23 protein-coding genes and 1 tRNA gene are annotated in these 25137 nt (G+C 56.1%); 3 read left to right on the top strand and 21 right to left on the bottom strand.

Annotation, left to right across the window (positions count from 1 at the left end):
- Positions 1–2 precede the first annotated feature (2 nt).
- From rplB to KIN_RS17470, 10 genes are all read right to left on the bottom strand, one after another.
- The gene (gene rplB / locus KIN_RS17515; RefSeq protein ID WP_159809482.1) at positions 3–845 is read right to left on the bottom strand and encodes a 50S ribosomal protein L2; all 843 of its coding nucleotides are present in this window, start codon (positions 843–845) and stop codon (positions 3–5) included.
- Between the two features lie 92 nt (positions 846–937).
- A complete protein-coding gene (locus tag KIN_RS17510) occupies positions 938–1234 on the bottom strand; it encodes a 50S ribosomal protein L23 (RefSeq protein ID WP_159809481.1) in 297 nt (98 codons plus the stop codon).
- The gene (gene rplD / locus KIN_RS17505; RefSeq protein WP_159809480.1) at positions 1231–1851 is read right to left on the bottom strand and encodes a 50S ribosomal protein L4; all 621 of its coding nucleotides are present in this window, start codon (positions 1849–1851) and stop codon (positions 1231–1233) included. Before rplD ends, KIN_RS17510 begins: the two co-directional genes overlap by 4 nt.
- The gene (gene rplC, locus KIN_RS17500) at positions 1841–2725 is read right to left on the bottom strand and encodes a 50S ribosomal protein L3 (protein WP_159809479.1); all 885 of its coding nucleotides are present in this window, start codon (positions 2723–2725) and stop codon (positions 1841–1843) included. Before rplC ends, rplD begins: the two co-directional genes overlap by 11 nt.
- A 15-nt stretch (positions 2726–2740) precedes the next feature.
- Positions 2741–3049, bottom strand: coding sequence for a 30S ribosomal protein S10 (gene rpsJ, locus KIN_RS17495; protein ID WP_159809620.1), 309 nt, complete (start codon positions 3047–3049; stop codon positions 2741–2743).
- A gap of 88 nt (positions 3050–3137) precedes the next feature.
- Entirely contained in the window at positions 3138–4313 is a 1176-nt protein-coding gene (tuf, locus tag KIN_RS17490; protein WP_159809453.1) for an elongation factor Tu, read from the bottom strand.
- Between the two features lie 57 nt (positions 4314–4370).
- Entirely contained in the window at positions 4371–6488 is a 2118-nt protein-coding gene (fusA, locus tag KIN_RS17485) for an elongation factor G (protein WP_159809478.1), read from the bottom strand.
- Between the two features lie 21 nt (positions 6489–6509).
- Positions 6510–6980 (bottom strand): 30S ribosomal protein S7, encoded by a 471-nt coding sequence (gene rpsG, locus KIN_RS17480; protein ID WP_159809477.1) that lies wholly within the window; start codon positions 6978–6980, stop codon positions 6510–6512.
- A 12-nt stretch (positions 6981–6992) separates the two neighbouring features.
- Positions 6993–7364, bottom strand: a complete 372-nt coding sequence (gene rpsL / locus KIN_RS17475; RefSeq protein ID WP_011570072.1) for a 30S ribosomal protein S12 — start codon at positions 7362–7364, stop codon at positions 6993–6995.
- 277 nt (positions 7365–7641) lie between these two features.
- Positions 7642–8538, bottom strand: coding sequence for a DMT family transporter (locus KIN_RS17470; protein ID WP_243144965.1), 897 nt, complete (start codon positions 8536–8538; stop codon positions 7642–7644).
- Between the two features lie 267 nt (positions 8539–8805).
- On the opposite strand from KIN_RS17470, the gene KIN_RS17465 reads away from it, so the two are divergent.
- On the top strand, positions 8806–9294 hold the full coding sequence (locus KIN_RS17465; RefSeq protein WP_159809476.1) for a hypothetical protein: 489 nt from the start codon (positions 8806–8808) through the stop codon (positions 9292–9294).
- Between the two features lie 160 nt (positions 9295–9454).
- On the opposite strand, the gene rpoC is transcribed toward KIN_RS17465, so the two are convergent.
- The 8 genes from rpoC to secE form a co-directional block, all read right to left on the bottom strand.
- A complete protein-coding gene (gene rpoC / locus KIN_RS17460; protein ID WP_159809474.1) occupies positions 9455–13693 on the bottom strand; it encodes a DNA-directed RNA polymerase subunit beta' in 4239 nt (1412 codons plus the stop codon).
- Between the two features lie 49 nt (positions 13694–13742).
- Positions 13743–17879, bottom strand: a complete 4137-nt coding sequence (gene rpoB / locus KIN_RS17455) for a DNA-directed RNA polymerase subunit beta (RefSeq protein ID WP_159809472.1) — start codon at positions 17877–17879, stop codon at positions 13743–13745.
- Between the two features lie 240 nt (positions 17880–18119).
- Positions 18120–18503, bottom strand: a complete 384-nt coding sequence (rplL, locus tag KIN_RS17450; protein ID WP_159809470.1) for a 50S ribosomal protein L7/L12 — start codon at positions 18501–18503, stop codon at positions 18120–18122.
- A gap of 69 nt (positions 18504–18572) precedes the next feature.
- Positions 18573–19091, bottom strand: coding sequence for a 50S ribosomal protein L10 (gene rplJ / locus KIN_RS17445; protein ID WP_159809468.1), 519 nt, complete (start codon positions 19089–19091; stop codon positions 18573–18575).
- Positions 19092–19332: 241 nt separating this feature from the next.
- Positions 19333–20034 (bottom strand): 50S ribosomal protein L1, encoded by a 702-nt coding sequence (gene rplA / locus KIN_RS17440; RefSeq protein ID WP_159809466.1) that lies wholly within the window; start codon positions 20032–20034, stop codon positions 19333–19335.
- Entirely contained in the window at positions 20034–20459 is a 426-nt protein-coding gene (gene rplK / locus KIN_RS17435) for a 50S ribosomal protein L11 (RefSeq protein WP_159809464.1), read from the bottom strand. The genes rplA and rplK overlap by 1 nt, the downstream gene beginning before the upstream one ends.
- A 102-nt stretch (positions 20460–20561) precedes the next feature.
- A complete protein-coding gene (gene nusG, locus KIN_RS17430; RefSeq protein WP_159809462.1) occupies positions 20562–21095 on the bottom strand; it encodes a transcription termination/antitermination protein NusG in 534 nt (177 codons plus the stop codon).
- A gap of 244 nt (positions 21096–21339) precedes the next feature.
- Positions 21340–21534 (bottom strand): preprotein translocase subunit SecE, encoded by a 195-nt coding sequence (secE, locus tag KIN_RS17425; protein WP_159809460.1) that lies wholly within the window; start codon positions 21532–21534, stop codon positions 21340–21342.
- Positions 21535–21689: 155 nt separating this feature from the next.
- Between secE and KIN_RS17420 the strand changes: the two genes are divergently transcribed.
- Positions 21690–22226: a hypothetical protein gene (locus tag KIN_RS17420; RefSeq protein WP_159809458.1), complete on the top strand. Its 537-nt coding sequence runs from the start codon at positions 21690–21692 to the stop codon at positions 22224–22226.
- Here the strand turns inward: KIN_RS17420 and KIN_RS17415 are convergent.
- Both KIN_RS17415 and KIN_RS17410 read right to left on the bottom strand, forming a co-directional pair.
- Positions 22223–22840: a hypothetical protein gene (locus KIN_RS17415; protein WP_159809456.1), complete on the bottom strand. Its 618-nt coding sequence runs from the start codon at positions 22838–22840 to the stop codon at positions 22223–22225. The two genes, KIN_RS17420 and KIN_RS17415, sit on opposite strands and share 4 nt — an antisense overlap.
- 200 nt (positions 22841–23040) lie before the next feature.
- Positions 23041–23116, bottom strand: a tRNA-Trp gene (locus KIN_RS17410).
- A 447-nt stretch (positions 23117–23563) separates the two neighbouring features.
- Here KIN_RS17410 and KIN_RS17405 point away from each other — a divergent pair.
- Positions 23564–23824, top strand: a complete 261-nt coding sequence (locus tag KIN_RS17405) for a hypothetical protein (protein ID WP_159809454.1) — start codon at positions 23564–23566, stop codon at positions 23822–23824.
- An 86-nt stretch (positions 23825–23910) separates the two neighbouring features.
- On the opposite strand, the gene tuf (KIN_RS17400) is transcribed toward KIN_RS17405, so the two are convergent.
- Positions 23911–25086 carry an elongation factor Tu gene (gene tuf / locus KIN_RS17400; RefSeq protein WP_159809453.1) on the bottom strand — a complete coding sequence of 392 codons (1176 nt, stop codon included), beginning with the start codon at positions 25084–25086 and terminating at the stop codon, positions 23911–23913.
- Positions 25087–25137: the final 51 nt, after the last annotated feature.

Genomic DNA, 25137 nt, shown 5'->3' with positions numbered 1-25137 from the left:
GATTACCGGCCCTTCTTCTTGGCGTGACGCGAGCGCAGAATGAGCTTCGAGGACGCTTTGTTTTTGTTACGGGTACGCGCGCCTTTGGTGGGTTTGCCCCATGGCGAAACCGGGTGACGACCACCAGACGTGCGACCTTCACCACCACCATGGGGGTGATCGACCGGGTTCATGACAACACCACGGACAGACGGACGAATACCCTTGTGGCGATTGCGGCCCGCTTTACCGAAGTTCTGGTTCGAATTATCAGGATTGGATACGGCACCAACGGTGCACATACATTCCTGACGGACCAGACGAAGCTCGCCAGAGCTCAGGCGGATCTGGGCGTAGCCCCCATCCCGACCGACAAACTGGGCGTATGTGCCAGCGGCGCGTGCGATCTGACCGCCTTTGCCTGGCTTCAGCTCAATATTGTGAACGATCGTCCCGATAGGCAGGCCCTGAAACGGCATCGCGTTGCCCGGTTTCACGTCAGCTTTTTCAGCCGCGATGATCTTGTCGCCAACGCCAAGACGCTGTGGCGCAAGAATATAGGCCTGTTCGCCATCATCATAGCGGATCAATGCAATGAATGCGGTCCGGTTCGGGTCGTATTCGATACGCTCGACGGTCGCGGATACGTCCATCTTACTGCGCTTGAAATCGACCACGCGGTACAGGCGTTTCGCCCCACCGCCTTTGCGACGCATCGTGATCCGTCCGGTGTTGTTCCGACCGCCATTCTTGGTCAAACCCTCTGTGAGGGCCTTGACCGGGCGACCTTTCCAAAGCTCCGAACGGTCGATCAGAACCAGCCCACGCTGGCCTGGCGTCGTCGGCTTATACGACTTGAGTGCCATGCTTTCTGTCTTCCGTTTGCTTTCCGGCGTCTAAACCGGGGTTTAAATAACTGCGGCCCCCGCATGGGGGGCCGAAGATTCGATGCGGTGTATCAGAGGCCCGTGGAGACGTCGATAGTATTACCGTCCTCGAGCGTCACGTAAGCCTTCTTGATGTCCTTGCGCTTGCCCGGTTGCCCGCGAAAACGCTTGGTTTTGCCTTTGGTGATCGTCGTGTTGACCGCTTTGACCTTCACCCCAAAGAGCGTTTCAACCGCCTCTTTGATTTGTGGTTTGTTCGCGTCGATTGCCACTTCAAATACAACGGCATTGGCCTCGGAGGCCATGGTCGCTTTCTCAGTGATGATCGGCTTGCGGATCACGTCGTAGTGTTCAGCCTTAGCGCTCATTTCAGGCGAGCCTCCAGTGCTTCGACCCCTGCCTTTGTGATCACGAGAGTGTCACGCTTCAGGATGTCATATACGTTTGCGCCCATCGACGGCAGGATATCCAGACCTTCAATGTTGCGGGCCGCTTTGGCGAAGCCTTCGTCAACTGTCGCACCATCAATCACGAGGGCGCGTTTCCACCCAAGCTCTTTGACCTGCTTGGCCAGAGCGGAGGTTTTCACGTCCTTCATCTCGATGCTGTCTATGATGACCAATTCACCCGCTGTCGCCTTGGCGGACAACGCGTGCATCAGACCCAGCTTACGCACTTTCTTTGGTAGATCATGGCCATGGCTGCGGGGAACCGGGCCTTTATAGACACCACCACCCCGGAAGATCGGCGCAGAGCGGGCACCGTGACGTGCGCCACCTGTCCCCTTCTGACGATAGATCTTCTTGGTCGAATAGCTGACCTCGGAGCGTGTTTTGACCTTGTGTGTTCCTTGCTGCGCATTGTTGCGCTGCCAGCGAACCACCCGGTGCAGGATGTCGGCGCGAGGCTCAAGCCCGAAGATGGCGTCGTCCAGCTCGACCGAGCCGGCTTTCTTGCCGTCCAGTTTGATGGCATCAGCTTTCATCTTTATCGCCTCCTTCTGGGGCTGCATCTGTCGCGTCGTCGCCATCAGACTTGTCAGCCTCGATGGACGCCTCTGCTTCTTTCAATGCAGCTTCCTGCTCGGCTGCCGCTTGTTCGGCTGCCAGACGCTCTGCCTCTTCCGCTTCAGCAGCTGCTGCAGCTGCCGCTTCTTCAGCCAGACGCGCAGCCTCACGGGCCGCAGACGCCAGTGCAGCGGGGTAGATCACGTTCTCAGGCGTTGGTTTCTTGACCGCATCCTTGATCGTGACCCATCCACCTTTTGAGCCGGGAACCGCGCCTTTGATCATGATCAAACCACGATCGGCGTCAGTTTTGACCACTTGCAGGTTTTGCGTCGTAACACGGGCGGCACCCATGTGACCGGCCATCTTCTTGCCTTTAAAGACCTTACCCGGATCCTGACACTGACCTGTTGAGCCGTGCGACCGGTGGCTGATCGAAACACCGTGTGTCGCGCGCAAACCGCCAAAATTGTGCCGCTTCATCGCGCCGGCAAAACCTTTACCGATGGATGTGCCGCTGACATCAACGAACTGACCCTCGAAATAATGGTTTGCGGTGATCTCTTCACCGACCTCAATGAGGTTCTCAGGGGCCACGCGGAATTCCGCGATCTTCCGCTTCGGCTCGACCTTGGCTGCTGCAAAATGACCGCGCATCGCTTTGGATGTACGTTTCGCTTTCGCCGTCCCGGCACCAAGTTGAACAGCAGAATAGCCATCTTTGTCGGTCGTGCGGTTTGCAACGACCTCAAGCTTATCGAGTTGAAGAACGGTCACAGGAATCTGCTTTCCGTCCTCCATGAAAAGGCGGGTCATCCCAACCTTTTTCGCAATTACACCAGAGCGCAACATATCTGGTTACCCTCCTTAAACCTTGATCTCGACATCAACACCAGCCGCCAGGTCGAGCTTCATCAGCGCGTCCACAGTTTGGGGTGTCGGGTCGATGATGTCCAAGAGACGCTTATGCGTCCGGATCTCGAACTGATCGCGGGATTTTTTATCGATGTGAGGTCCACGCAGAACGGTGAATTTCTCAATCTTGTTTGGCAGCGGGATTGGGCCACGCACATCAGCGCCAGTGCGCTTTGCGGTGTTTACGATTTCCTGCGTGCTGGCATCCAGAACGCGGTAATCGAAGGCCTTCAGCCGGATGCGAATGTTTTGGCTTTGGATTGCCATGATTTCAGCCTTTCGCGGCGTTGGAGTTGATAGGAGGAGCGCCGATCACCGGCACCCCTCGTCGAACCCGTAGGTCTTTTGCTTACTCAATGATGCCTGAGACGACGCCTGCTCCGACGGTGCGTCCGCCTTCGCGGATGGCGAAGCGGAGGCCTTGTTCCATCGCGATCGGGGCGATCAGTTCCACCTTGAACGACACGTTGTCGCCCGGCATCACCATCTCGGTGCCTTCGGCCAGCTGAACCGTACCTGTCACATCCGTGGTCCGGAAGTAGAACTGCGGGCGGTAGTTGGCGAAGAACGGCGTGTGACGGCCACCCTCGTCCTTGGTGAGGATATAGGCCTCGGCCTCGAACTTGGAGTGGGGCTTCACGGAACCTGGCTTGCACAGCACCTGGCCGCGCTCCACGCCTTCCCGATCAATGCCGCGCAGAAGCGCACCGATGTTGTCGCCGGCTTCCCCACGATCCAGAAGCTTACGGAACATTTCAACGCCCGTGCAAGTCGTCTTCTTGGTGTCGCGGATGCCCACGATCTCGATCTCGTCGCCCACGTTGATCACGCCGCGCTCGACACGACCGGTCACAACTGTCCCGCGGCCGGAGATCGAGAACACGTCCTCGACCGGCATCAGGAACGGCTGGTCCACGGCGCGTGCAGGCGTCGGGATGTATTCGTCAACCGCCGCCATCAGCTCCCGGATCTTCTCTTCGCCGATCTCGGGCTTGTTGCCTTCCATCGCCGCCAGAGCGGAGCCCGCGATGATCGGAATGTCGTCGCCGGGGTACTCGTAGGAGCTCAGAAGCTCGCGGATTTCCATCTCGACCAGCTCAAGCAGCTCTTCGTCGTCAACCTGGTCCACTTTGTTCATGAAGACGACCATGTAGGGGATGCCAACCTGGCGACCCAGAAGGATGTGCTCACGGGTCTGGGGCATCGGGCCGTCAGCCGCGTTCACAACCAGGATCGCGCCGTCCATCTGCGCCGCACCGGTGATCATGTTCTTCACGTAGTCGGCGTGGCCGGGGCAATCGACATGCGCATAGTGACGCGTGTCGGTCTCGTATTCCACGTGCGCCGTCGAGATTGTGATCCCGCGCGCTTTCTCTTCCGGCGCGCCGTCAATCTGATCATACGCTTTGAAGTCGCCAAAATACTTCGTAATCGCAGCCGTCAACGTCGTCTTGCCATGGTCAACGTGACCAATCGTGCCAATGTTCACATGCGGTTTCGTACGTTCAAACTTTTCCTTAGCCATGGTGGCCTCCTTTGAATTTCGGGGGGTGGACTATGCGTCCACCCGGGTTTCGGTCGCTTACGCGTATTTCGCCTGAATCTCGTCCGAGATGTTGTTCGGAACGGGCTCGTAATGGTCAAACTGCATCGTGAAGTTCGCACGGCCAGAAGACATGGAACGCAACGTATTGATGTAGCCAAACATGTTTGCCAGCGGAACGAATGCGTCGATGGCAATCGCGTTGCCGCGTGTGTCCTGACCCTGAACCTGCCCACGACGGGAGGTCAGATCGCCGATGATGCCACCTGTGTACTCTTCAGGCGTCACAACTTCGACTTTCATGATCGGCTCAAGCAGTTTCGCACCAGCTTTGCGCATTCCTTCTCGCATGCACATCCGTGCGGCGATCTCGAACGCGAGAACCGAGGAGTCCACATCGTGGAACTTACCGTCGATCAGGGCAACCTTGAAGTCGATCACCGGGAAGCCAGCCAGCGGACCGCTGTCCATGACCGAGTTAATCCCTTTTTCCACGCCAGGAATGTATTCCTTAGGAACCGCACCACCAACGATACGGGACTCGAAGGAATATCCCTCACCGGGCTCTGTCGGCGAGATGATCATCTTAACCTCGGCGAATTGACCAGATCCACCCGACTGTTTCTTGTGGGTGTATGTGTGCTCGACCTCGTGGCCGATGGTTTCACGGTATGCAACTTGAGGCGCACCAATATTGGCTTCAACCTTGAACTCGCGCTTCAGACGGTCGACCAAGATATCGAGGTGAAGTTCGCCCATACCCTTCATGATCGTCTGACCGGACTCGATGTCGGTTTCGACGCGGAAGGATGGGTCTTCTGCAGCGAGACGGCCTAGACCCTGAGACATTTTCTCTTGGTCGGCTTTTGTCTTTGGCTCAACAGCAATCTCGATCACCGGATCGGGGAAGGTCATCGTTTCGAGAACGACAGGATCCTTTTCGTCACACAATGTGTCACCGGTTGTCGTGTCTTTCAGACCCGCCAAAGCGATAATATCGCCGGCAAATGCTTCTTCGATCTCTTCACGGTTATTGGAGTGCATCATCATCATACGACCGACGCGTTCTTTCTTGCCCTTCGTGGAGTTCAGCATCGAGCCGCCTTTGTTCAGCGTGCCAGAGTAAATCCGCGTGAAGGTCAAAGAACCAACGAAAGGGTCGTTCATGATTTTGAATGCAAGACCAGAGAATGCCATGTCGTCATCTGCACGACGCGGGATGTCACGAGTTTCTGTTTCGTCACCGGGTTTGAAGCCCATGTAATCAACCACATCCAGCGGGCTGGGCAGGAAGTCGATCACGGCGTTCAGCAAAGGTTGAACACCTTTGTTCTTGAACGCAGAGCCACAGAGAACTGGAACGAAGGTCATGGACAGCGTTCCTTGACGGATCAAGTTCCGCAGGGTTGCCACATCGGGCTCTTCGCCTTCGAGATAGGCTTCCATCGCGTCGTCGTCCATTTCGACAGCGTTCTCAATCAGCTTGCCGCGCCATTCGTCAGCTTGCGCTTTCAGGCTGTCACGGATCGGACGTTTTTCCCAAGATGCACCGAGATCTTCGCCGGCCCAAACCCACTCTTCCATAGTGATCAGGTCGATGATGCCTTCAAGCTCTGTCTCCGCCCCGATCGGGATCTGAACAGGCGCAGGGGTCGCACCAGTGCGGTCCTGAATCATCTCGACGCAGTTGAAGAAGTCCGCGCCGATCTTGTCCATTTTGTTCACGAAAACAATCCGCGGAACTTTGTAGCGGTCGGCCTGACGCCAAACCGTTTCTGTCTGCGGCTCGACGCCTGCGTTTGCATCCAGAACAGCAACAGCGCCATCGAGAACCGCCAGCGAGCGCTCAACTTCAATGGTAAAGTCAACGTGACCGGGCGTGTCGATGATGTTCATGCGGTGCTTTGGCGTGTCCGCAGTGGAGCCGTCTTCGGTCCGCTCCCAGAACGTCGTCGTCGCAGCGGAAGTGATTGTGATGCCGCGCTCTTGTTCCTGCTCCATCCAGTCCATCGTTGCGGCGCCGTCATGCACCTCACCAATGTTGTGGGACTTACCTGTGTAATACAGGATGCGCTCGGAGCAAGTCGTCTTGCCCGCATCGATGTGCGCCATAATGCCGAAATTGCGGTAGCGGTCGAGTGGATAGTCGCGTGCCATGGGTCTGCTCTTTCCTCTAGCTTACCAGCGGTAGTGGCTGAACGCTTTGTTCGCGTCGGCCATCTTGTGAGTGTCTTCGCGTTTCTTGACGGCGGCACCGCGGGAGTTCACGGCGTCCATCAATTCGCCAGCCAGACGCTCTTCCATTGTATTTTCGTTGCGGGCGCGCGCGGCTTTGATCAACCAGCGGATCGCGAGCGCTTCACGGCGTTCGGGACGCACTTCGACGGGCACCTGATAGGTCGCGCCGCCAACCCGGCGAGAGCGAACCTCGACAGATGGCTTGATCAGGTCGAGCGCCTCGTGGAACACTTCCACGGGGGCTTTCTTCAACTTGGTCTCAACACGATCAAAGGCGTTGTAGACAATACGCTCGGCGGCAGACTTCTTGCCGTCGATCATCAGGTTGTTCATGAATTTAGTCAGAACGCGGTCGCCAAATTTGGCGTCTGGCAGGACTTCGCGTTTTTCTGCGGCGTGACGACGGGACATCTAATCTTCCTCTTACTTCGGACGCTTCGCGCCGTACTTCGAACGGCGTTGCTTACGGTCTTTGACGCCCTGAGTATCCAGAACACCGCGAAGAATGTGATACCGCACACCGGGAAGGTCTTTCACGCGGCCGCCACGGATCAGAACAACGGAGTGCTCTTGGAGGTTGTGGCTTTCACCGGGAATGTAGCTGATCACCTCGAACCCGTTGGTGAGGCGAACCTTGGCCACTTTCCGCATCGCCGAGTTCGGCTTCTTCGGTGTCGTGGTGTAGACGCGTGTGCAAACGCCGCGCTTCTGCGGGCATTCCTGCAAGTGCATCGACTTGGAGCGTTTAATTTTCGGCTGACGCGGCTTGCGGATCAGCTGTTGGATCGTCGGCATTGAGGACTTTCCCCTTCGTTGCAACATCATCTGGGGCGCGCGTCCCCGTTTCATTTCTCGCATTTCGCGCGTCCGCAAAACACAAATACCGCACCCGGATCTCGTAGCGATCCGACGCGGTGGAATTCCAGAGGATCGGGATCTTCAGATCCGGATCGTGACCACTTCAATTTTGAGTCTCAGAGCGGCTGCCCCCTGCTGAGTGGGCGCGTAATAGAAGGAGTCGCGGGGGGTGTCAACAGTCTGTAAAGACTGCGTTCGCTATTCCAGACGCCAATCACCGGGGCCGTAGCGTTCGGGCGGCCTTGGCCCATCGTTCCCGATGCAATGTATAAAGTCCGCTGCCCACGACGACAACTGCCCCGGCGTAGGTGATCAGGTCTGGAAACTCGTCGAATACGACCATTCCGATTATGATCGCAACCAAGAGGCTGGTGTAGCGGAAAGGTGCGACAAAGCTAAGCTCCCCCTTTCGCATGGCGAGAACGATTAGAAGGTAAGCCGCCAGAATAATGAAAGATGCGACCCCGATCAGACCTGCTGAACTCGCCGTCAGCGGCACCCATGGTACGAAAAGGCTCGCCATCCCCGCCATCAGGGTGACGCCACCCGACGTGAAGAGCGTGACGGCCAACGAAGACGTCTGCGGATTGAGCTTGCGGGTCAGCACATCACGCACCGTCGCGCCCAAAACGGCAAGAAGCGCGTATCCGGCATGGATCGAAAAGCCATCAGCATCGGGTCGCACGATGATGAGCACCCCGACAAAACCCGCGAGAATTGCCGCGAACCTGCGCCAGCCAATTTGCTCAGATAGGAACATCCAGGCCGCGAATGTTACTGTCAGCGGCAACACCTGAAGGATGGCGCTGACATTGGCGATGGGCATGTTGAAAAGCGCCGCGAAAAAGAACACGGCTGCGAAGGCCTCGGCCCCTGATCTCAGCAGAACAATCCGCAGTTCCTGCTTTGGCAATCTCAACAGAGCGGGGCTGCGCAGCAGGAGAAATCCGCCGATTAGCAGTGTTGTCAGGACGCCGCGTAGAAAAATAACCTGAAACAGAGGCACTTCGCCTGCCAGCGCCTTCATACAGGCGTCGTTCACCGTGAATGCGGTCATTGCCCCAGCCATATAGAGGGCACCACGCGTATTATCGGTCATCGGGGCAGACATTGCGGCGCCATCCTTAGGCGGCATAAGGCACCGCGCATTTGAATAAACTGGCAGCTTTCGGCCAGCTTCGCGTCACGTAACGTTATTCGAAATGGAACGCTATCCCCGCTCGTATATTTCGAGCTGTGTTTTCAGGGTGTTCTAGGCATTCTCAGGGATCTGCTTGCCCTTTGAAGGCCGAATTTCTTGGAAACTTTCTGCTTGAGTGGGTGTTTCTCCCCCACGATGACCGCTTGAAATGCGGGCTTTAAAAGAAAGGAAAGCGTTATGCTCAAGAGTTTCATTTCCACAGGCCTTGTCGCTGGTACGTTGCTTGCGGGGACCTCCGCAATCGCGCTCACAGATATTGAGAGCGTGGATGTCAGTGTCGATCTTGAAGCCATCCAAAATGAGAAAGCAGCGCTGTACTGGACGTCCATTGCCGACGACCTTGAAACAGCAATTATCCAGCGCATAACGGACCGCATCGCCGACAAAGGCACGACAGTTGAGATCGACATAGATGAAGTCTCTCTGGCCAATACCTTTGAGTCCGTGCTTGATCTGGAACAGTCCACTCTTGTCGGTATGGTAGAAGTTGACGATTATCCCAACGCCGGCAAAAATCAGGAATATCAACTGACGGTCAGCTATCTTCAGGCGCAGCAGTTTTTTCCCGAGAACGTCGACATCTCAAAGATTACGGCGGATAGCCCCGAGTACTATGAAGGAATGATAGCGGCTTTTGCAGATCGCGTGGTCGAAAAGCTGCCCTGAGGGGTGGCCTATGTGCTGACGGCGTACCAGTGACACTGGCTTCGACCTGAAATGCTAAGAGCGGTGGCTGTCAGCAGCCACCGTTTTTTATTATCGATGCAGATCCAAAAAAAGGCCCCGCTTTTCTGCGGGGCCTTTTTGTTTTGTCCAAAGCCAGAACCTACTCGTCGCGGCTCTCGGCAGTATCCATCGCGGACTCCGCGATATCGGACATTGCGGCCTCGTCCGGTGCGGCCAGCGCAAGCGCTGCTTCCGCTTCGGCTTTACGGGCTTCAATAACGACGTTGTCACGATCCTGAGCGATCCGGCGCATTTTCTGCGTCGCACCACCTGTACCGGCCGGGATGAGGCGACCCACGATGACGTTCTCTTTGAGACCGATCAGCTTGTCCCGCTTCCCTTGCGTGGACGCTTCCGTCAGAACGCGCGTAGTCTCCTGGAATGAGGCCGCCGAGATGAAGCTGCGGGTCTGCAGCGACGCCTTGGTGATACCCAGCAGGATCGGCTCGCCTGTTGCGGGCTCGCCGCCCTTCGCGACCGCCTTCTCATTCGCTGCGTCGAACTCTGCCTTGTCGACATGTTCGCCCTTCAAAAGTGTGGTCGTCCCGGAGGACTGAATTTCCCACTTCTGCAGCATCTGGCGTACGATGACTTCGATGTGCTTGTCGTTGATCTTAACGCCCTGCAAACGATAGACGTCTTGGACTTCGTCGATCATGTAATCTGCCAGCGCCTCGACACCCATGATGGAAAGAATGTCATGGGGTGCCGGGTTACCGTCCATGATGTAATCGCCCTTCTGGACGAAATCACCTTCGGCAACCGGGATGTGCTTACCTTTCGGCACCATATACTCGACCTTTTCCATGGTCTCGTCCGCAGGCTCAATCGCAATCCGACGCTTGTTCTTATAGTCCTTGCCAAACCGCACATAACCATCGATTTCCGCAATGATGGCGTGGTCTTTGGGACGACGTGCCTCAAAGAGTTCGGCCACTCGCGGCAGACCACCGGTGATGTCCTTCGTCTTGGCACCTTCCCGTGGGATCCGTGCCACAACATCACCGGCTTTGATATCCTGCCCATCTTCAATGGACAGAATTGCATCAACCGACATCGGATAAGTTGCCGGGTTGCCGTTCTCAAGACGAACAGGTTCCCCATCTGCCCCTTCGATGATGATCTCGGGCTTAAGATCATTACCACGCGGTGCAGTACGCCAGTCGACCACGATCTTCTGGGTCATACCCGTTGCATCATCAGTCTCGTCGCGCACAGCAATGCCGCTGATCAAGTCAACGAAACGGGCCTTACCGTCTTTTTCGGCGATGATCGGCAGGGTGTAGGGATCCCATTCGAACAGCTTGTCGCCGCGTTTGACCTTTGCGCCATCCTTGACGTGGATTTTAGAGCCATAGCCGATTTTGTGCGTGGCACGCTCAACACCGTTCTCGTCGATGATAGCCAGAGACATGTTGCGGCCCATAACGACCTGCTCACCCGCCTCATTGCCAAGCAGGTTTGTGTTGGTGAAAGACACCGTACCTTCTTGGCTGGCTTCAAGGAACGACTGCTGACCACCTTGAGCAACACCACCGATGTGGAACGTCCGCATCGTCAGCTGTGTACCCGGCTCACCGATGGACTGCGCCGCGATGATACCGACGGCCTCGCCTACGTTCACCTGTGTACCACGTGCAAGGTCGCGACCGTAACACTTGGCACATACACCTTCTTCGGCTTCACAGGTCAGCGGGCTACGCATCCGAACGGTCGCGATGTCGGCTGCATCAATGGCATCCGCCTTGCGCTCGTCAATCAACTCACCCTCGGCCACCAGAACTTCATCCGTGCCTGGGACAAGCACATCTTCAGCTGCAGTTCGGCCCAGAAGACGCTCGCCGATCGAAGCCACAACCTCACCGTCGTTGATCGCCGCAGACGCGGTGATTGAGATGTCGGTTCCGCAATCCGGCATGCGCACGATGCAATCCTGCGCAACGTCCACAAGACGACGGGTGAGATACCCGGAGTTCGCAGTCTTCAAAGCAGTGTCTGACAGACCTTTCCGCGCACCGTGTGTCGAGTTGAAGTACTCAAGAACGGTCAGACCTTCCTTAAAGTTCGAGATGATCGGCGTCTCGATGATCTCGCCGTTTGGTTTGGCCATCAGACCCCGCATCCCACCGAGCTGCTTCATCTGTGTCACGGACCCACGCGCACCTGAGTGCGCCATCATGTAGACAGAGTTGGGTTCGGCCTCAGACCCATCCGCGTCGCGTTGGGTTGAAGAGATCGAGGACATCATCGCGTCGGTGACCTGATCGTTACACTTCGACCAAGCATCGATCACTTTGTTGTACTTTTCGCCCTGAGTGATCAGGCCATCCATGTACTGCTGTTCAAACTCTTTCACCTGACCGCGCGTTTCGTCAACGATGGTCCACTTGGAGTCCGGGATCAGCATGTCGTCCTTGCCGAAGCTGATGCCAGCCTTGAACGCTTCACGGAAGCCCATAGTCATGATCTGATCACAGAAGATGACGGACTCTTTCTGACCGCAGTAGCGATAGACTGTATCGATAACCTGCTGCACTTCTTTCTTCCGCAACAGACGGTTCACAAGACTGAACGGAGCCTTCGCATTCAGTGGCAAAAGCGCGCCCAAACGCACACGGCCCGGAGTGGTTTCGAACCGGGTCATGACTTCATTGCCCTCGCCGTCAATTTGCGGCAAGCGGGCTTGGATCTTGGCGTGCAGATGCACTTCGCCAGCGTCCAGAGCGTGCTGAACCTCCTCGATATCCGAGAAGATCATGCCTTCGCCCTTCATACCTTCACGCTCAAGCGTAATGTAATAAAGACCGAGGATCATGTCCTGTGACGGCACGATGATCGGTGCACCGTTCGCAGGGGACAGAACATTGTTGGTCGACATCATCAGGACACGCGCTTCAAGTTGCGCTTCCAGAGACAGCGGTACGTGAACAGCCATCTGATCGCCGTCGAAGTCAGCGTTAAAGGCCGAGCAAACCAGCGGATGAAGCTGGATTGCCTTACCTTCGATCAGAACCGGCTCAAACGCCTGAATACCAAGACGGTGCAATGTCGGCGCGCGGTTCAGCATCACAGGATGTTCCCGGATCACCTCATCGAGAATATCCCAAACCTCGGGACGTTCCTTTTCAACCAGTTTCTTCGCCTGCTTGACCGTTGAGGACAGCCCTTTTGCTTCAAGCCGGGAGTAGATGAACGGCTTGAACAATTCGAGAGCCATCTTCTTGGGCAGACCGCATTGATGCAGCTTCAGTTCTGGCCCGGTCACAATGACCGAACGTCCAGAGAAGTCGACGCGTTTCCCCAAAAGGTTCTGGCGGAAACGCCCCTGCTTGCCCTTCAGCATGTCAGAAAGCGACTTAAGCGGACGCTTGTTAGCCCCGGTGATCGTCCGGCCACGACGCCCGTTATCGAACAGAGCATCTACAGATTCCTGCAGCATCCGCTTCTCGTTCCGCACAATGATGTCCGGCGCGCGCAATTCGATCAGACGCTTCAAGCGGTTGTTCCGGTTGATCACACGGCGGTACAGATCGTTGAGGTCAGACGTCGCGAAACGGCCCCCATCGAGCGGCACCAACGGGCGCAGTTCTGGCGGAATAACCGGAACAACGGTCAGCACCATCCATTCCGGACGATTGCCAGACTCAAGGAAGTTTTCGACCAATTTCAGACGCTTGATGATCTTTTTGGGCTTCAGTTCGCCCGTGGCCTCGGCCAGATCTTCACGCAACTGATCGGCTTCCGCCTCAAGGTCGATGGCGGCCAGCATTTCGCGGATCGCCTCTGCCCCAATATTGGCAGAGAACGCATCGACGCCATAAGCATCCTGCGCGTCGTTGTATTCCTCTTCCGACATCAGTTGGCCGTAAGTCAGGTCCGTCAGACCCGGTTCGATCACAACATAATTCTCGAAATAGAGAATACGTTCCAGATCGCGCAGCGTCATGTCGAGCATGAGGCCGATGCGGCTGGGCAGCGACTTGAGGAACCAGATGTGTGCGACGGGTGAGGCCAATTCGATGTGGCCCATCCGCTCGCGACGGACTTTCTGCAGCGTGACTTCCACACCGCATTTCTCGCAGACAACGCCGCGATACTTCATCCGCTTATATTTACCGCAGAGGCATTCATAGTCCTTGATCGGCCCAAAAATACGCGCGCAGAACAGACCGTCACGCTCTGGCTTGAACGTCCGGTAATTGATGGTTTCTGGCTTTTTGATCTCACCATAGGACCAAGACAGAATGCGTTCCGGCGATGCCAAAGACACCTTGATCTCATCAAAAGTCTTGGGCGGTGCGACGGGGTTGAACGGGTTGGTTGTCAGTTCCTGGTTCATTTTGCGTCCTTAAACATTAGGGATGGGTGAAGTTGAGGCGCGAACCGCCTCAACCCTCTTCCTCCGCATCCAGGAGTTCCATGTTGAGGCCGAGGCCCCGGACTTCTTTCACAAGCACGTTGAACGATTCCGGCACGCCGGCTTCGAAATTGTCCTCGCCTTTGACGATGCTCTCGTAGACTTTCGTCCGGCCCGCCACGTCATCTGACTTGACGGTGAGCATTTCCTGCAGCGTGTAGGCCGCGCCATAGGCTTCAAGGGCCCAGACCTCCATCTCCCCGAAACGCTGGCCACCGAACTGGGCTTTACCGCCCAGAGGCTGCTGCGTGACAAGGCTGTAGGGCCCGGTGGAACGCGCGTGGATTTTGTCGTCCACAAGGTGGTGCAGTTTCAGCAGATACTTGACGCCGACGGTGACGGGACGCGCAAATTGCTCGCCTGTACGTCCGTCGAACAGCGTGGACTGTCCGGACTCGTCGAAACCAGCCCGCGCCAACGCGTCGTTGACATCTGCTTCTTTCGCACCGTCGAACACAGGCGTGGCAATCGGCACACCGCGGCGCACAGCCTCGGCACGTTCGATCATATCCTCTGTCCGCATGTCAGTGAAAGCCTCGGCGTAGGTCTCGTCACCATAGGCGGATTTCAAGGCGTCACGCACAGGTTCCGCATCGCCGGAGCGCTTGAATTCGTCGAGCGCCTCGTCGATTTTCAGACCCAGACCACGTGCGGCCCAGCCCATATGCGTCTCAAGGATCTGACCCACATTCATCCGCGATGGCACACCCAACGGGTTGAGGCAGAAGTCGACCGGCGTTCCATCTTCGAGGAACGGCATGTCTTCCATTGGCACAACCTTAGAGATGACACCCTTGTTGCCGTGACGTCCGGCCATTTTGTCGCCCGGTTGCAGCTTGCGCTTCACCGCCACGAACACTTTGACCATCTTCATCACACCCGGAGGCAGATCGTCGCCGCGGCGGACTTTCTCGACCTTGTCCTCGAACCTCGCTTCGAGGACACGCTTTTGCGCCTCGTACTGGCTGTTGAGCGCCTCGACGGCAGCGGCTTCGGTCTCTTCCTCAAGCGCCAACTGCCACCACTGACCGCGGGACAGGGTTTCCAGAAGCTCAGGCGTGATCTCGGAATTCGGCCTGATGCCTTTCGGGCCTTTCACAGCCGTTTTTCCAAGGATCATACCCTGCAAACGGGCGTAGATGTTACGATCCAAGATCGCGACTTCGTCGTCTCGGTCACGGGCGAGGCGTTCGACCTCTTCCCGCTCAATCTGCAGCGAGCGCTCATCTTTTTCCACGCCATGGCGATTGAACAGACGCACTTCAACGACTGTCCCGAAATCACCCGGCTTAACCCGCAGGGATGTATCCCGCACGTCAGAGGCTTTTTCCCCGAAGATCGCGCGGAGCAGTTTTTCTTCCGGCGTCATGGGGCTTTCGCCCTTCGGCGTGATCTTACCAACGAGGATATCACCCGGCTCCACATCAGCACCGATATAGACGATCCCAGCTTCATCAAGGTTGCGTAGCGCTTCCTCACCGACATTGGGGATATCGCGTGTGATCTCTTCCGGACCCAGTTTGGTATCGCGGGCGGCGACTTCGAATTCCTCGATGTGAATCGAAGTGAAAACGTCGTCACGTGCGATACGTTCTGAGATCAGGATCGAATCCTCGTAGTTGTAGCCATTCCACGGCATAAACGCGACGAGCACATTCTTACCCAAGGCAAGCTCACCCATATCCGTGGACGGACCGTCGGCGATCACTTCACCCCGACCAACAACATCACCCACTTTGACCAGCGGACGCTGGTTGATGCAGGTGTTCTGGTTGGACCGCTGGAACTTGCGCAGACGGTAGATGTCTACACCGGGATCGCCCGGTTCCAGATCATCGGTAACCCGTACAACAATCCGGGTAGCATCCACCTGGTCGATGATGCCACCGCGAGAGGCCTGAATGGCTGCACCTGAATCGGTCGCCACAACGCTTTCAATGCCGGTGCCCACATACGGAGCATCCGCCTGCAGAAGTGGCACGGCCTGACGTTGCATGTTCGAACCCATCAAGGCGCGGTTCGCGTCGTCGTTCTCAAGGAACGGGATCAGCGAAGCCGCGACTGAAACCAACTGCTTGGGCGAGACGTCGATCAGGTCCACGTTCTCGTTTGGCTGCAGCATGTATTCGCCAGACTGACGTGTGCTGACCAGATCGTTCACGAACTTGCCATCGCCATCCAGATTTGCGTTGGCCTGAGCCACAGTGTGCCGCATCTCTTCGGTCGCGGACATGTAGTGGACCTCGTCAGTCACCTGCCCGTTTTCGACTTTCCGATATGGCGTCTCGATGAACCCATACTTGTTGACCCGTGCAAACGTGGCCAGAGAGTTGATCAGACCGATGTTCGGACCTTCCGGCGTTTCAATTGGGCACATCCGACCATAGTGGGTTGGATGAACGTCCCGCACCTCAAAGCCTGCCCGCTCGCGGGTAAGCCCACCTGGGCCAAGCGCCGAGAGACGACGTTTGTGCGTCACTTCCGACAGCGGATTGGTCTGGTCCATAAACTGCGACAGCTGTGAGGAACCGAAGAATTCACGCACAGCCGCAGCCGCTGGTTTGGCGTTGATCAGGTCCTGTGGCATGACCGTGTCGATTTCGACCGAAGACATACGCTCCTTGATCGCGCGCTCCATACGCAGAAGCCCGACACGATACTGGTTTTCCATCAGTTCGCCTACGGACCGCACCCGGCGGTTGCCAAGGTGGTCGATGTCGTCGATGTCACCACGGCCATCCCGCAGCTCAACCAGTGCCTTGATGCAGGATACGATGTCCTCCTTGCGCAAGGTGCGCACGGTGTCTTCGGCGTCGAGATTCAGACGCATATTCATCTTAACCCGGCCCACCGCGCTTAGGTCATAGCGCTCGCTGTCGAAGAAAAGCGTATCAAACAGGGCCGATGCTGCTTCAACGGTGGGCGGTTCACCCGGCCGCATGACGCGGTAGATATCCATCAGCGCGGTATCGCGGCCGAAGTTCTTGTCCACGGCAACCGTGTTGCGAATGTAAGGACCGACATTGATGTTATCGATATCCAGAACAGGGATTTCGGTGACGCCATTGTCGAGAAGCGTTTTCAGCGTGCCGCCGACAACCTCTTCATTCTTGTCCAGCTCCCACGTCAGCTCATCACCAGCTTCGACCCAGATCTCACCGGTCTCTTCGTTGATGATGTCACGCGCGACAAAGCGGCCGATAATCCCCTCGAATGGCAGCAAGATATCCGTAACATCAGCGTCGTCGATCAGTTTCTTGACCGCACGTGGCGTTACTTTTTTGCCAGCTTCCGCAATGACTTCGCCGGTTTTTGCATCGACAATGTCAGCGACAGGCTTGGTGCCGCGAATCCGTTCCGGGAAGAACTTCGTAGACCAGCCGCCTTTCTTGACTTGCTTGAATTCGACCGTGTCATAGTAGGCATCCATGATGCCTTCCTGATCGAGGCCAAGGGCATAAAGCAGAGTAGAGACAGGCAATTTCCGGCGACGGTCGATCCGCGCGAACACGACGTCTTTTGCGTCAAACTCGAAGTCCAACCAAGAACCGCGGTAAGGGATGATCCGGCAGGCAAACAGCAGCTTACCAGACGAGTGCGTCTTGCCTTTATCGTGATCGAAAAACACACCCGGGGAGCGGTGCATCTGGGATACAATCACACGTTCGGTGCCGTTCACGATGAACGTTCCGTTTGGCGTCATCAAAGGCATGTCGCCCATGAAGACATCTTGCTCCTTGATGTCCTTGACGGATTTTGCGCCTGTGTCTTCGTCAATATCAAATACGATTAGACGAAGGGTCACTTTCAGCGGCGCGGAGTAGGTCATGTCGCGCTGCTGACATTCCTCGACGTCGTATTTTGGCTCTTCCAATTCGTATTTTACGAACTCAAGAACGGCGGTTTCGTTGAAATCCTTAATAGGAAATACGGATTGGAAGACACCTTTGATGCCTTCGCCATCCAGCGGCTCCAGCTGATCGCCGGATTTGAGAAAAAGATCGTAAGAAGATTTTTGTACTTCAATAAGGTTCGGCATCTCCAGCACTTCGCGGATTTTGCCATAATATTTACGGATGCGTTTCTGACCAACGTATGTTTGAGCCATGCTCGTCTCAGCCTTTCGGTTCCCGGGCAGCGCCACCCCGGGGAAGGGAAACGCTCCACTTGGATCAAGGGGGTCAGGTTCCATACCTGCGCACCGTCCCACGGGCACGCTCCCGAACCTTACCGCTCCTTAGAGAAGGTCGCGCGGATGCGGGGCCCTCTCTGAGACGCGGAAGGCCGGACCCGGGATTGTCCCGGATCCAGCCGTTTTTGAAGGGTCAGGCCTTGCGGCCCTGGCCAATTACTTCAGTTCGACTTCAGCGCCTGCTGCTTCCAGCTTGCCCTTGATCTCTTCTGCTTCGGCTTTCTCGACGCCTTCTTTCACGGCTTTGCCACCAGCTTCGACCAGCTCTTTTGCTTCTTTCAGACCAAGGCCTGTGATGCCGCGAACTTCTTTGATGACGTTGATCTTCTGTGCGCCAGCAGCGACCAGGATTACGTCAAATTCAGTTTGCTCCTCAGCAGCTGCGCCACCGGCGTCGCCGCCACCCGGGCCCGCCATCATGACTGCGCCACCGGCTGCAGGCTCGATGCCGTACTCGTCTTTGAGGATAGTTTTCAGTTCTTGTGCTTCGAGAAGGGTCAGACCGACGATCTCTTCTGCAAGTTTCTTCAGATCAGCCATTTTACTGTTTCCGTTCGTTTAAGATGTGTTCCAACGCAAGGTTTACAACCCACGATAGTCTCTCGTTGATTACGCAGCTTCTGCGCGCTCCTCGATGGTGCTGAGAATGCTTGCCACGTTTGAAGCAGGTGCGCCAATTGCGCCGGCGATGCCCGAAGCAGGCGCCCCGATGCAGCCCACGATGGAAGAGATAAGCTCCTCCCGGGACGGCATAGCGGCGACGGCCTTCACACCGGCGACGTCCAACGCGCTCTCCCCCATGGCCCCGCCAAGGATCGACAGTTTGTCGTTTTCCTTCGCATAATCGTTCACCACTTTCGCGGCGGCGACAGGGTCCTCGGAATAGGCGAGAACGGTCATGCCTTTGAGGTAGGTCGCAATGCTTGCGCATGGCTTGTCCTCTAGGGCAATTTTGGCGAGCCTATTCTTGGCGACACGCACGGACCCGCCCGCATCACGCATGCGTGCGCGCAGGTCTTGCATCTCAGCAACCGTGAGACCTTCGTAGTGGCTGACAACCACAACGCCAGAGCTTTCAAAGATCTGGCCGAGTTCCTCGACCACTTTTTCTTTTTGTGCTCTATCCACAGTTTCACTCCAATTTTGGGGCTTTCACCCCGGCTCAGTTTTGCCCCTGCAAGCAAGGGCGTTCGGGTCCAGTATCAGGGTCCCGAGGCCAAAATTGCTCGAGGTCGAAGCCTCGGAAATTCGTCTCGTTTCCCATCTCAGGAAGGAATTATGCGAAGCTATGCTTCGAACCCTCCATCTCGGACAGAACGAGGCGTTGCCACCCCGCTACTTGCCCCGGCGCGAACCGGAGCAAATCTCTTTAGTCGTTGCCCGTTGCGGACGAAATATCGATGGTGACGCCTGGCCCCATTGTCGAGGACAGGGACACTTTCTGCATATAAGAGCCTTTCGACCCGGATGGCTTGGCTTTTGACACCGCACCGACAAAGGCACGCACATTCTCGGTCAGGGCTTTCTCGTCGAAAGACGCTTTTCCGATGCCGGCATGAACCACACCGGCTTTTTCGACCTTGAACTGCACTTCGCCGCCCTTTGCGGATTTCACCGCTTCGGCCACATCCATTGTCACCGTCCCAACCTTGGGGTTTGGCATCAGATTGCGTGGACCAAGGACCTTCCCCAGACGACCGACGATTGGCATCATGTCAGGTGTCGCGATGCAGCGATCAAACTCGATTTTGCCGCTTTGCACAGTTTCCATCAGGTCTTCCGCACCGACGATATCAGCGCCTGCTGCTTTCGCTTCTTCAGCTTTCGCGTCGCGCGCAAAAACAGCCACGCGAACGGTTTTACCGGTTCCGTTCGGCAATGTGACGACACCCCGAACCATCTGGTCAGCGTGACGCGGGTCGACACCAAGGTTCATTGCAATTTCAACTGTTTCGTCGAATTTTGCCTTAGCGTTGTTCTTGACCAGCGAAACAGCCTCTTCGACCGAAACCTGGGATTTACCCTCGAACTGAGCGCGCGCCGACGTTGTGCGTTTTCCGTACTTTGCCATTACTTCACCTCGATGCCCATGGAGCGTGCAGAGCCCGCGATGATCAGCATTGCGCCTTCGATGTCAGTCGCGTTCAGGTCTTTCATCTTCGCTTCGGCGATTTCACGCACCTGCTTGGATGTGACCGTCCCAACTGTTTCGCGGGATGGGTTGTTTGCGCCGGATTTCACCTTGGCCGCCTTCTTCAGATAGTAGGACGCAGGTGGCGTCTTGATATCCATCGTGAAGGACTTGTCTTGGTAATAAGTAATCACGGTCGGGCACGGTGCACCTGGCTCCATTTCCTGCGTCTTGGCATTGAACGCCTTGCAGAACTCCATGATGTTGATCCCGCGCTGACCCAGTGCAGGGCCAACGGGCGGGGACGGGTTGGCTTGACCTGCAGGAACCTGCAGTTTCATCGTGCCAGCAACTTTCTTGGCCATCGGGCCTCTCCTCTTCTCAACATCTACACAACGCGTTGTGCAGATTTTCGGTTGGTGTGGTCCGGCCCGACGATCGCGATCGCAAAACCTCCCACATGATCATCAAGTCTGCTTGGCGACCTGAGTGAATTCCAGTTCGACCGGGGTTGCCCGGCCAAAGATCGAAACCGTCACCTTCAGGCGCTGGTTGTCGTCATCAACTTCTTCAACCATGCCCGAGAAGCCCTCAAACGGCCCGTCGGTTACGTTCACATTCTCACCGATGTCGAACACAATGGTCGAACGCGGAGCATCCTGACCTTCTTCGACGCGGTTCAAAATCGCGTTCACTTCGGCATCACGCATGGGCATCGGCTTACCTTGCGGTCCCAGAAAACCGGTGACCCGGTTAATGGAATTGACGAGGTGATATCCCCGGTCAGACATCTCCATCCGCACAAGTACATAGCCAGGCATAAACCGACGCTCGGCCGTCACTTTCTTGTTGCGACGCACCTCGATCACTTCTTCCGTTGGGACGAGAACTTCTTCGATTTCGTCCTGAAGACCCTCATCTTCAACGGCCTGACGGATTTGTTCGGCAACCCGCTTCTCGAAATTCGAGAGAACGCTGACCGAGTACCACCGTTTTGCCATCTTGCGTTCGCCCTCTGCCCTACCCGACCAAGCCGGTAATTTCCAATTCCATCAACGAGTTAAACACGCCCCGCCGAAACGAAAACAGCGCGCATCCCGAATCGATACGCGCCTTGCTTCCGTATGAGCGGTCGCTTTACGCCTCTCACCAAATGAATTCAAGGCATAAAGACCTTATTTTCAGGTTCAAATTTTGAAAATCTGCCTTGAGCAGCGCGCCGTCATCGGTCTGGCTACAGGGGTTTTAGAACAGGCCGAAGAGCCCGTTCAGTCCACTACGGATGCCCAAATCAACCAGCGAAAAGAAGAGCGCCGTAAGTGCCGCCATGATGAACACCATGACCGTCGTCAGGACAACCTCACGCCGACCGGGCCATACAATCTTCGACACCTCAGCGCGGACTTGCTGGATGAATTGTGCCGGATTGGTGATCGCCATATGTTTCGCCCTGTCTGTGCTGTACCGGCGGCAAATACGACCCGATTGCCAGTTTTGCAAGCCTTCGTCATTGAAAAACTTATCACCGAAGCTTGCGTGGCGTGAAATACAAAATGCACCTAGCGTGAGATCCAATACAATTTAGGAGATACGATATGGTTCGGATTTTTGGTGCGCTGTGGATCCTTTTAGGTATGACGACAGCAGGTTTGGCGCAGGGCAACGAAGAAATATCTGAGCCTCCTATGACGCTTCTACGCTTGGCCGAAATCATCACAACACTTGATCCGGCTTCGAAAACGAATGGCCGTCAGTTCCAGATGACGATCGAGGATGTTCCGGTAATCGTCGTGACCGATGTCGCCGCAGATCGCATGCGGGCGATTGTGCCCATTCGTGGTGCAGACGATATGACACCGGAAGAGATGGAGCGTGTGTTGCAGGCGAATTTTGACACAGCGCTGGACGCCCGATATGCCATTGCACAAGGTCAATTGTGGGCAACATTCATACATCCGCTTGCTGCATTGGAAAAGACCCAATTCATATCTGGATTGGGCCAGACCGTTAATCTGGCGCGGACTTACGGCACGCTCTTTACCGGCGGCGCGCTGTCTTTTGGTGGCGGGGACAGTGGCGCTTTGCAGCGAGAGTTGCTCGACCGGCTGCTTAAGAAAGGGGAAGAGATTTAACCGGCTTCTTTCAACTCGTTTCCCACGTCTAAAAGCATGGAGAAATGGTCCATAGCGCGTTCTATTTCGGATGCTAAATGCGCAGCATTCCCTTGAGCAAACTCGACCGGCGCATTTTTCCGCTTGGCCCGCTTTTTCATGAATTCAACGTCACGCATCGGCATCAGATCATCGTTGGTTGCATGGAAAACAAGGCAAGGCGGTGCCGCATCACTGATGCGCCAAGGTTGTGCCAATGCAGCACCAAAGGTCGCAATGACGTCCGGTGCACGAAAGCGGTCCTCTAGATCTTGCGGCGGGAAGGCCAGCCCTAAACCAGCGACACCACCAGCCCCAACGCCGAGCAATCCAAAGCCGGAGCACGTCAGTCGAAGTGACGGACCGTGCTCTACAAGGAAGTCAATTGCGCCGGAAATATCCCGCATGGCGGCGATATAGCCGGGACCGAAGAGCCTTTCGTCCATTTGCATCCCCGCCTCCAAAGAACGCGAAATGTACTCGGCAACGCGGCGTCCATCAGCGCTGGAAAGGTCATTCGCAGTAATCCGTCTGCGACACTTGACATCAGCAAAAGCAAAACCGCGGCTGGTAAAGGCATCGGCAAGATAAATCACGTCAATCTGTGATCCGTTATCGTCCTGATACTCCGCCGCGCCAGCGTAAAGAATACAGGCGGGCGCGCTCAAACTGTCTGGCAAGTAGAGATCCAGCGTCAGCTTTTCGCGGGTGTTGTATATGATGTCGGCCACATATTTCATGGCGTCGATCTACCGATCAGACCCTTATGTCGGGTTAAAAATCGTTGAATGAAAAATGGCAGGGGCTGAGGGACTCGAACCCACGACCCTCGGTTTTGGAGACCGATGCTCTACCAACTGAGCTAAGCCCCTGCACTATGCGATGTGATTACGAAAGCGCCCACATCTTTGCAAGCGCTCTTCTTGCACGACAGGCCATTTGCCTCAAAGGGATTCGCGAGCACTACAGAACGAGAAAACAGAAAGCCGTGACTTAAATGTCCAAGTTTGAGGATATCTGGTCGCTCCACCACCTTGTGAAGTTCTGCAATAAAGCGCCTTCCTCACATATCTGGTATTTTATGTCAGAAGGGAAAAGGCGATTTAGCGACCAAAAAGCAATATTTCTGCAGAAAAAACAAATAATTCTCCTATTCACGCGCATGGGTGTGGATTTGAGTTTCAATTCAACTATTCTTTCGCGTGAGTGCCTGTGAGCTTTTAGTGTGTTTACCAACACGCTAGGGTCCCGCATGGTTACTTTGCCAGCCCCGGGAAAACGAGGCGGCACAGTGAAGGTGAACTTTGAAAGGAAAGACCATGAACACGAAACTGCTTGCTCTTGCGACTGCAACCACGCTCGCATTTGCTGCACCAGCTCTGGCGCAGTCTTCGGCCAACCAAGGCTATGACATGCTGACCGGCGCGCTTTACAACTCTTTCAATGAGTTGGGTATCGACACATCCAGCCTGAACGAACTGTCCCTGAGCCAAGTTGCTCAGATCAAGAACGTTCTGGACGGCGACGAATCCGGTGGCGTTAAAAAAGACCGCATCGAAGCGATCATGAACAACAACTAAGCAACCGCTTAGAAGAACAAAGAAGGCCCCCAAGTTGGGGGCCTTTATTTTTGTGTGGCGGCCCGTTTTTCAGGGCCACTCGCTTTTTACTCAATGATGCCTGAGACGACGCCTGCTCCGACGGTGCGTCCGCCTTCGCGGATGGCGAAGCGGAGGCCTTGTTCCATCGCGATCGGGGCGATCAGTTCCACCTTGAACGACACGTTGTCGCCCGGCATCACCATCTCGGTGCCTTCGGCCAGCTGAACCGTACCTGTCACATCCGTGGTCCGGAAGTAGAACTGCGGGCGGTAGTTGGCGAAGAACGGCGTGTGACGGCCACCCTCGTCCTTGGTGAGGATATAGGCCTCGGCCTCGAACTTGGAGTGGGGCTTCACGGAACCTGGCTTGCACAGCACCTGGCCGCGCTCCACGCCTTCCCGATCAATGCCGCGCAGAAGCGCACCGATGTTGTCGCCGGCTTCCCCACGATCCAGAAGCTTACGGAACATTTCAACGCCCGTGCAAGTCGTCTTCTTGGTGTCGCGGATGCCCACGATCTCGATCTCGTCGCCCACGTTGATCACGCCGCGCTCGACACGACCGGTCACAACTGTCCCGCGGCCGGAGATCGAGAACACGTCCTCGACCGGCATCAGGAACGGCTGGTCCACGGCGCGTGCAGGCGTCGGGATGTATTCGTCAACCGCCGCCATCAGCTCCCGGATCTTCTCTTCGCCGATCTCGGGCTTGTTGCCTTCCATCGCCGCCAGAGCGGAGCCCGCGATGATCGGAATGTCGTCGCCGGGGTACTCGTAGGAGCTCAGAAGCTCGCGGATTTCCATCTCGACCAGCTCAAGCAGCTCTTCGTCGTCAACCTGGTCCACTTTGTTCATGAAGACGACCATGTAGGGGATGCCAACCTGGCGACCCAGAAGGATGTGCTCACGGGTCTGGGGCATCGGGCCGTCAGCCGCGTTCACAACCAGGATCGCGCCGTCCATCTGCGCCGCACCGGTGATCATGTTCTTCACGTAGTCGGCGTGGCCGGGGCAATCGACATGCGCATAGTGACGCGTGTCGGTCTCGTATTCCACGTGCGCCGTCGAGATTGTGATCCCGCGCGCTTTCTCTTCCGGCGCGCCGTCAATCTGATCATACGCTTTGAAGTCGCCAAAATACTTCGTAATCGCAGCCGTCAACGTCGTCTTGCCATGGTCAACGTGACCAATCGTGCCAATGTTCACATGCGGTTTCGTACGTTCAAACTTTTCCTTAGCCATACCTTTGGGCGCCTTATGATTATGGGGGCGACGAACACCCCGATTTCACAT

Source organism: Litoreibacter roseus (genome assembly GCF_009811795.1).
GTDB classification, from domain to species: domain Bacteria; phylum Pseudomonadota; class Alphaproteobacteria; order Rhodobacterales; family Rhodobacteraceae; genus Litoreibacter; species Litoreibacter roseus.
This window is presented reverse-complemented; position numbering and strand designations above follow the sequence as displayed.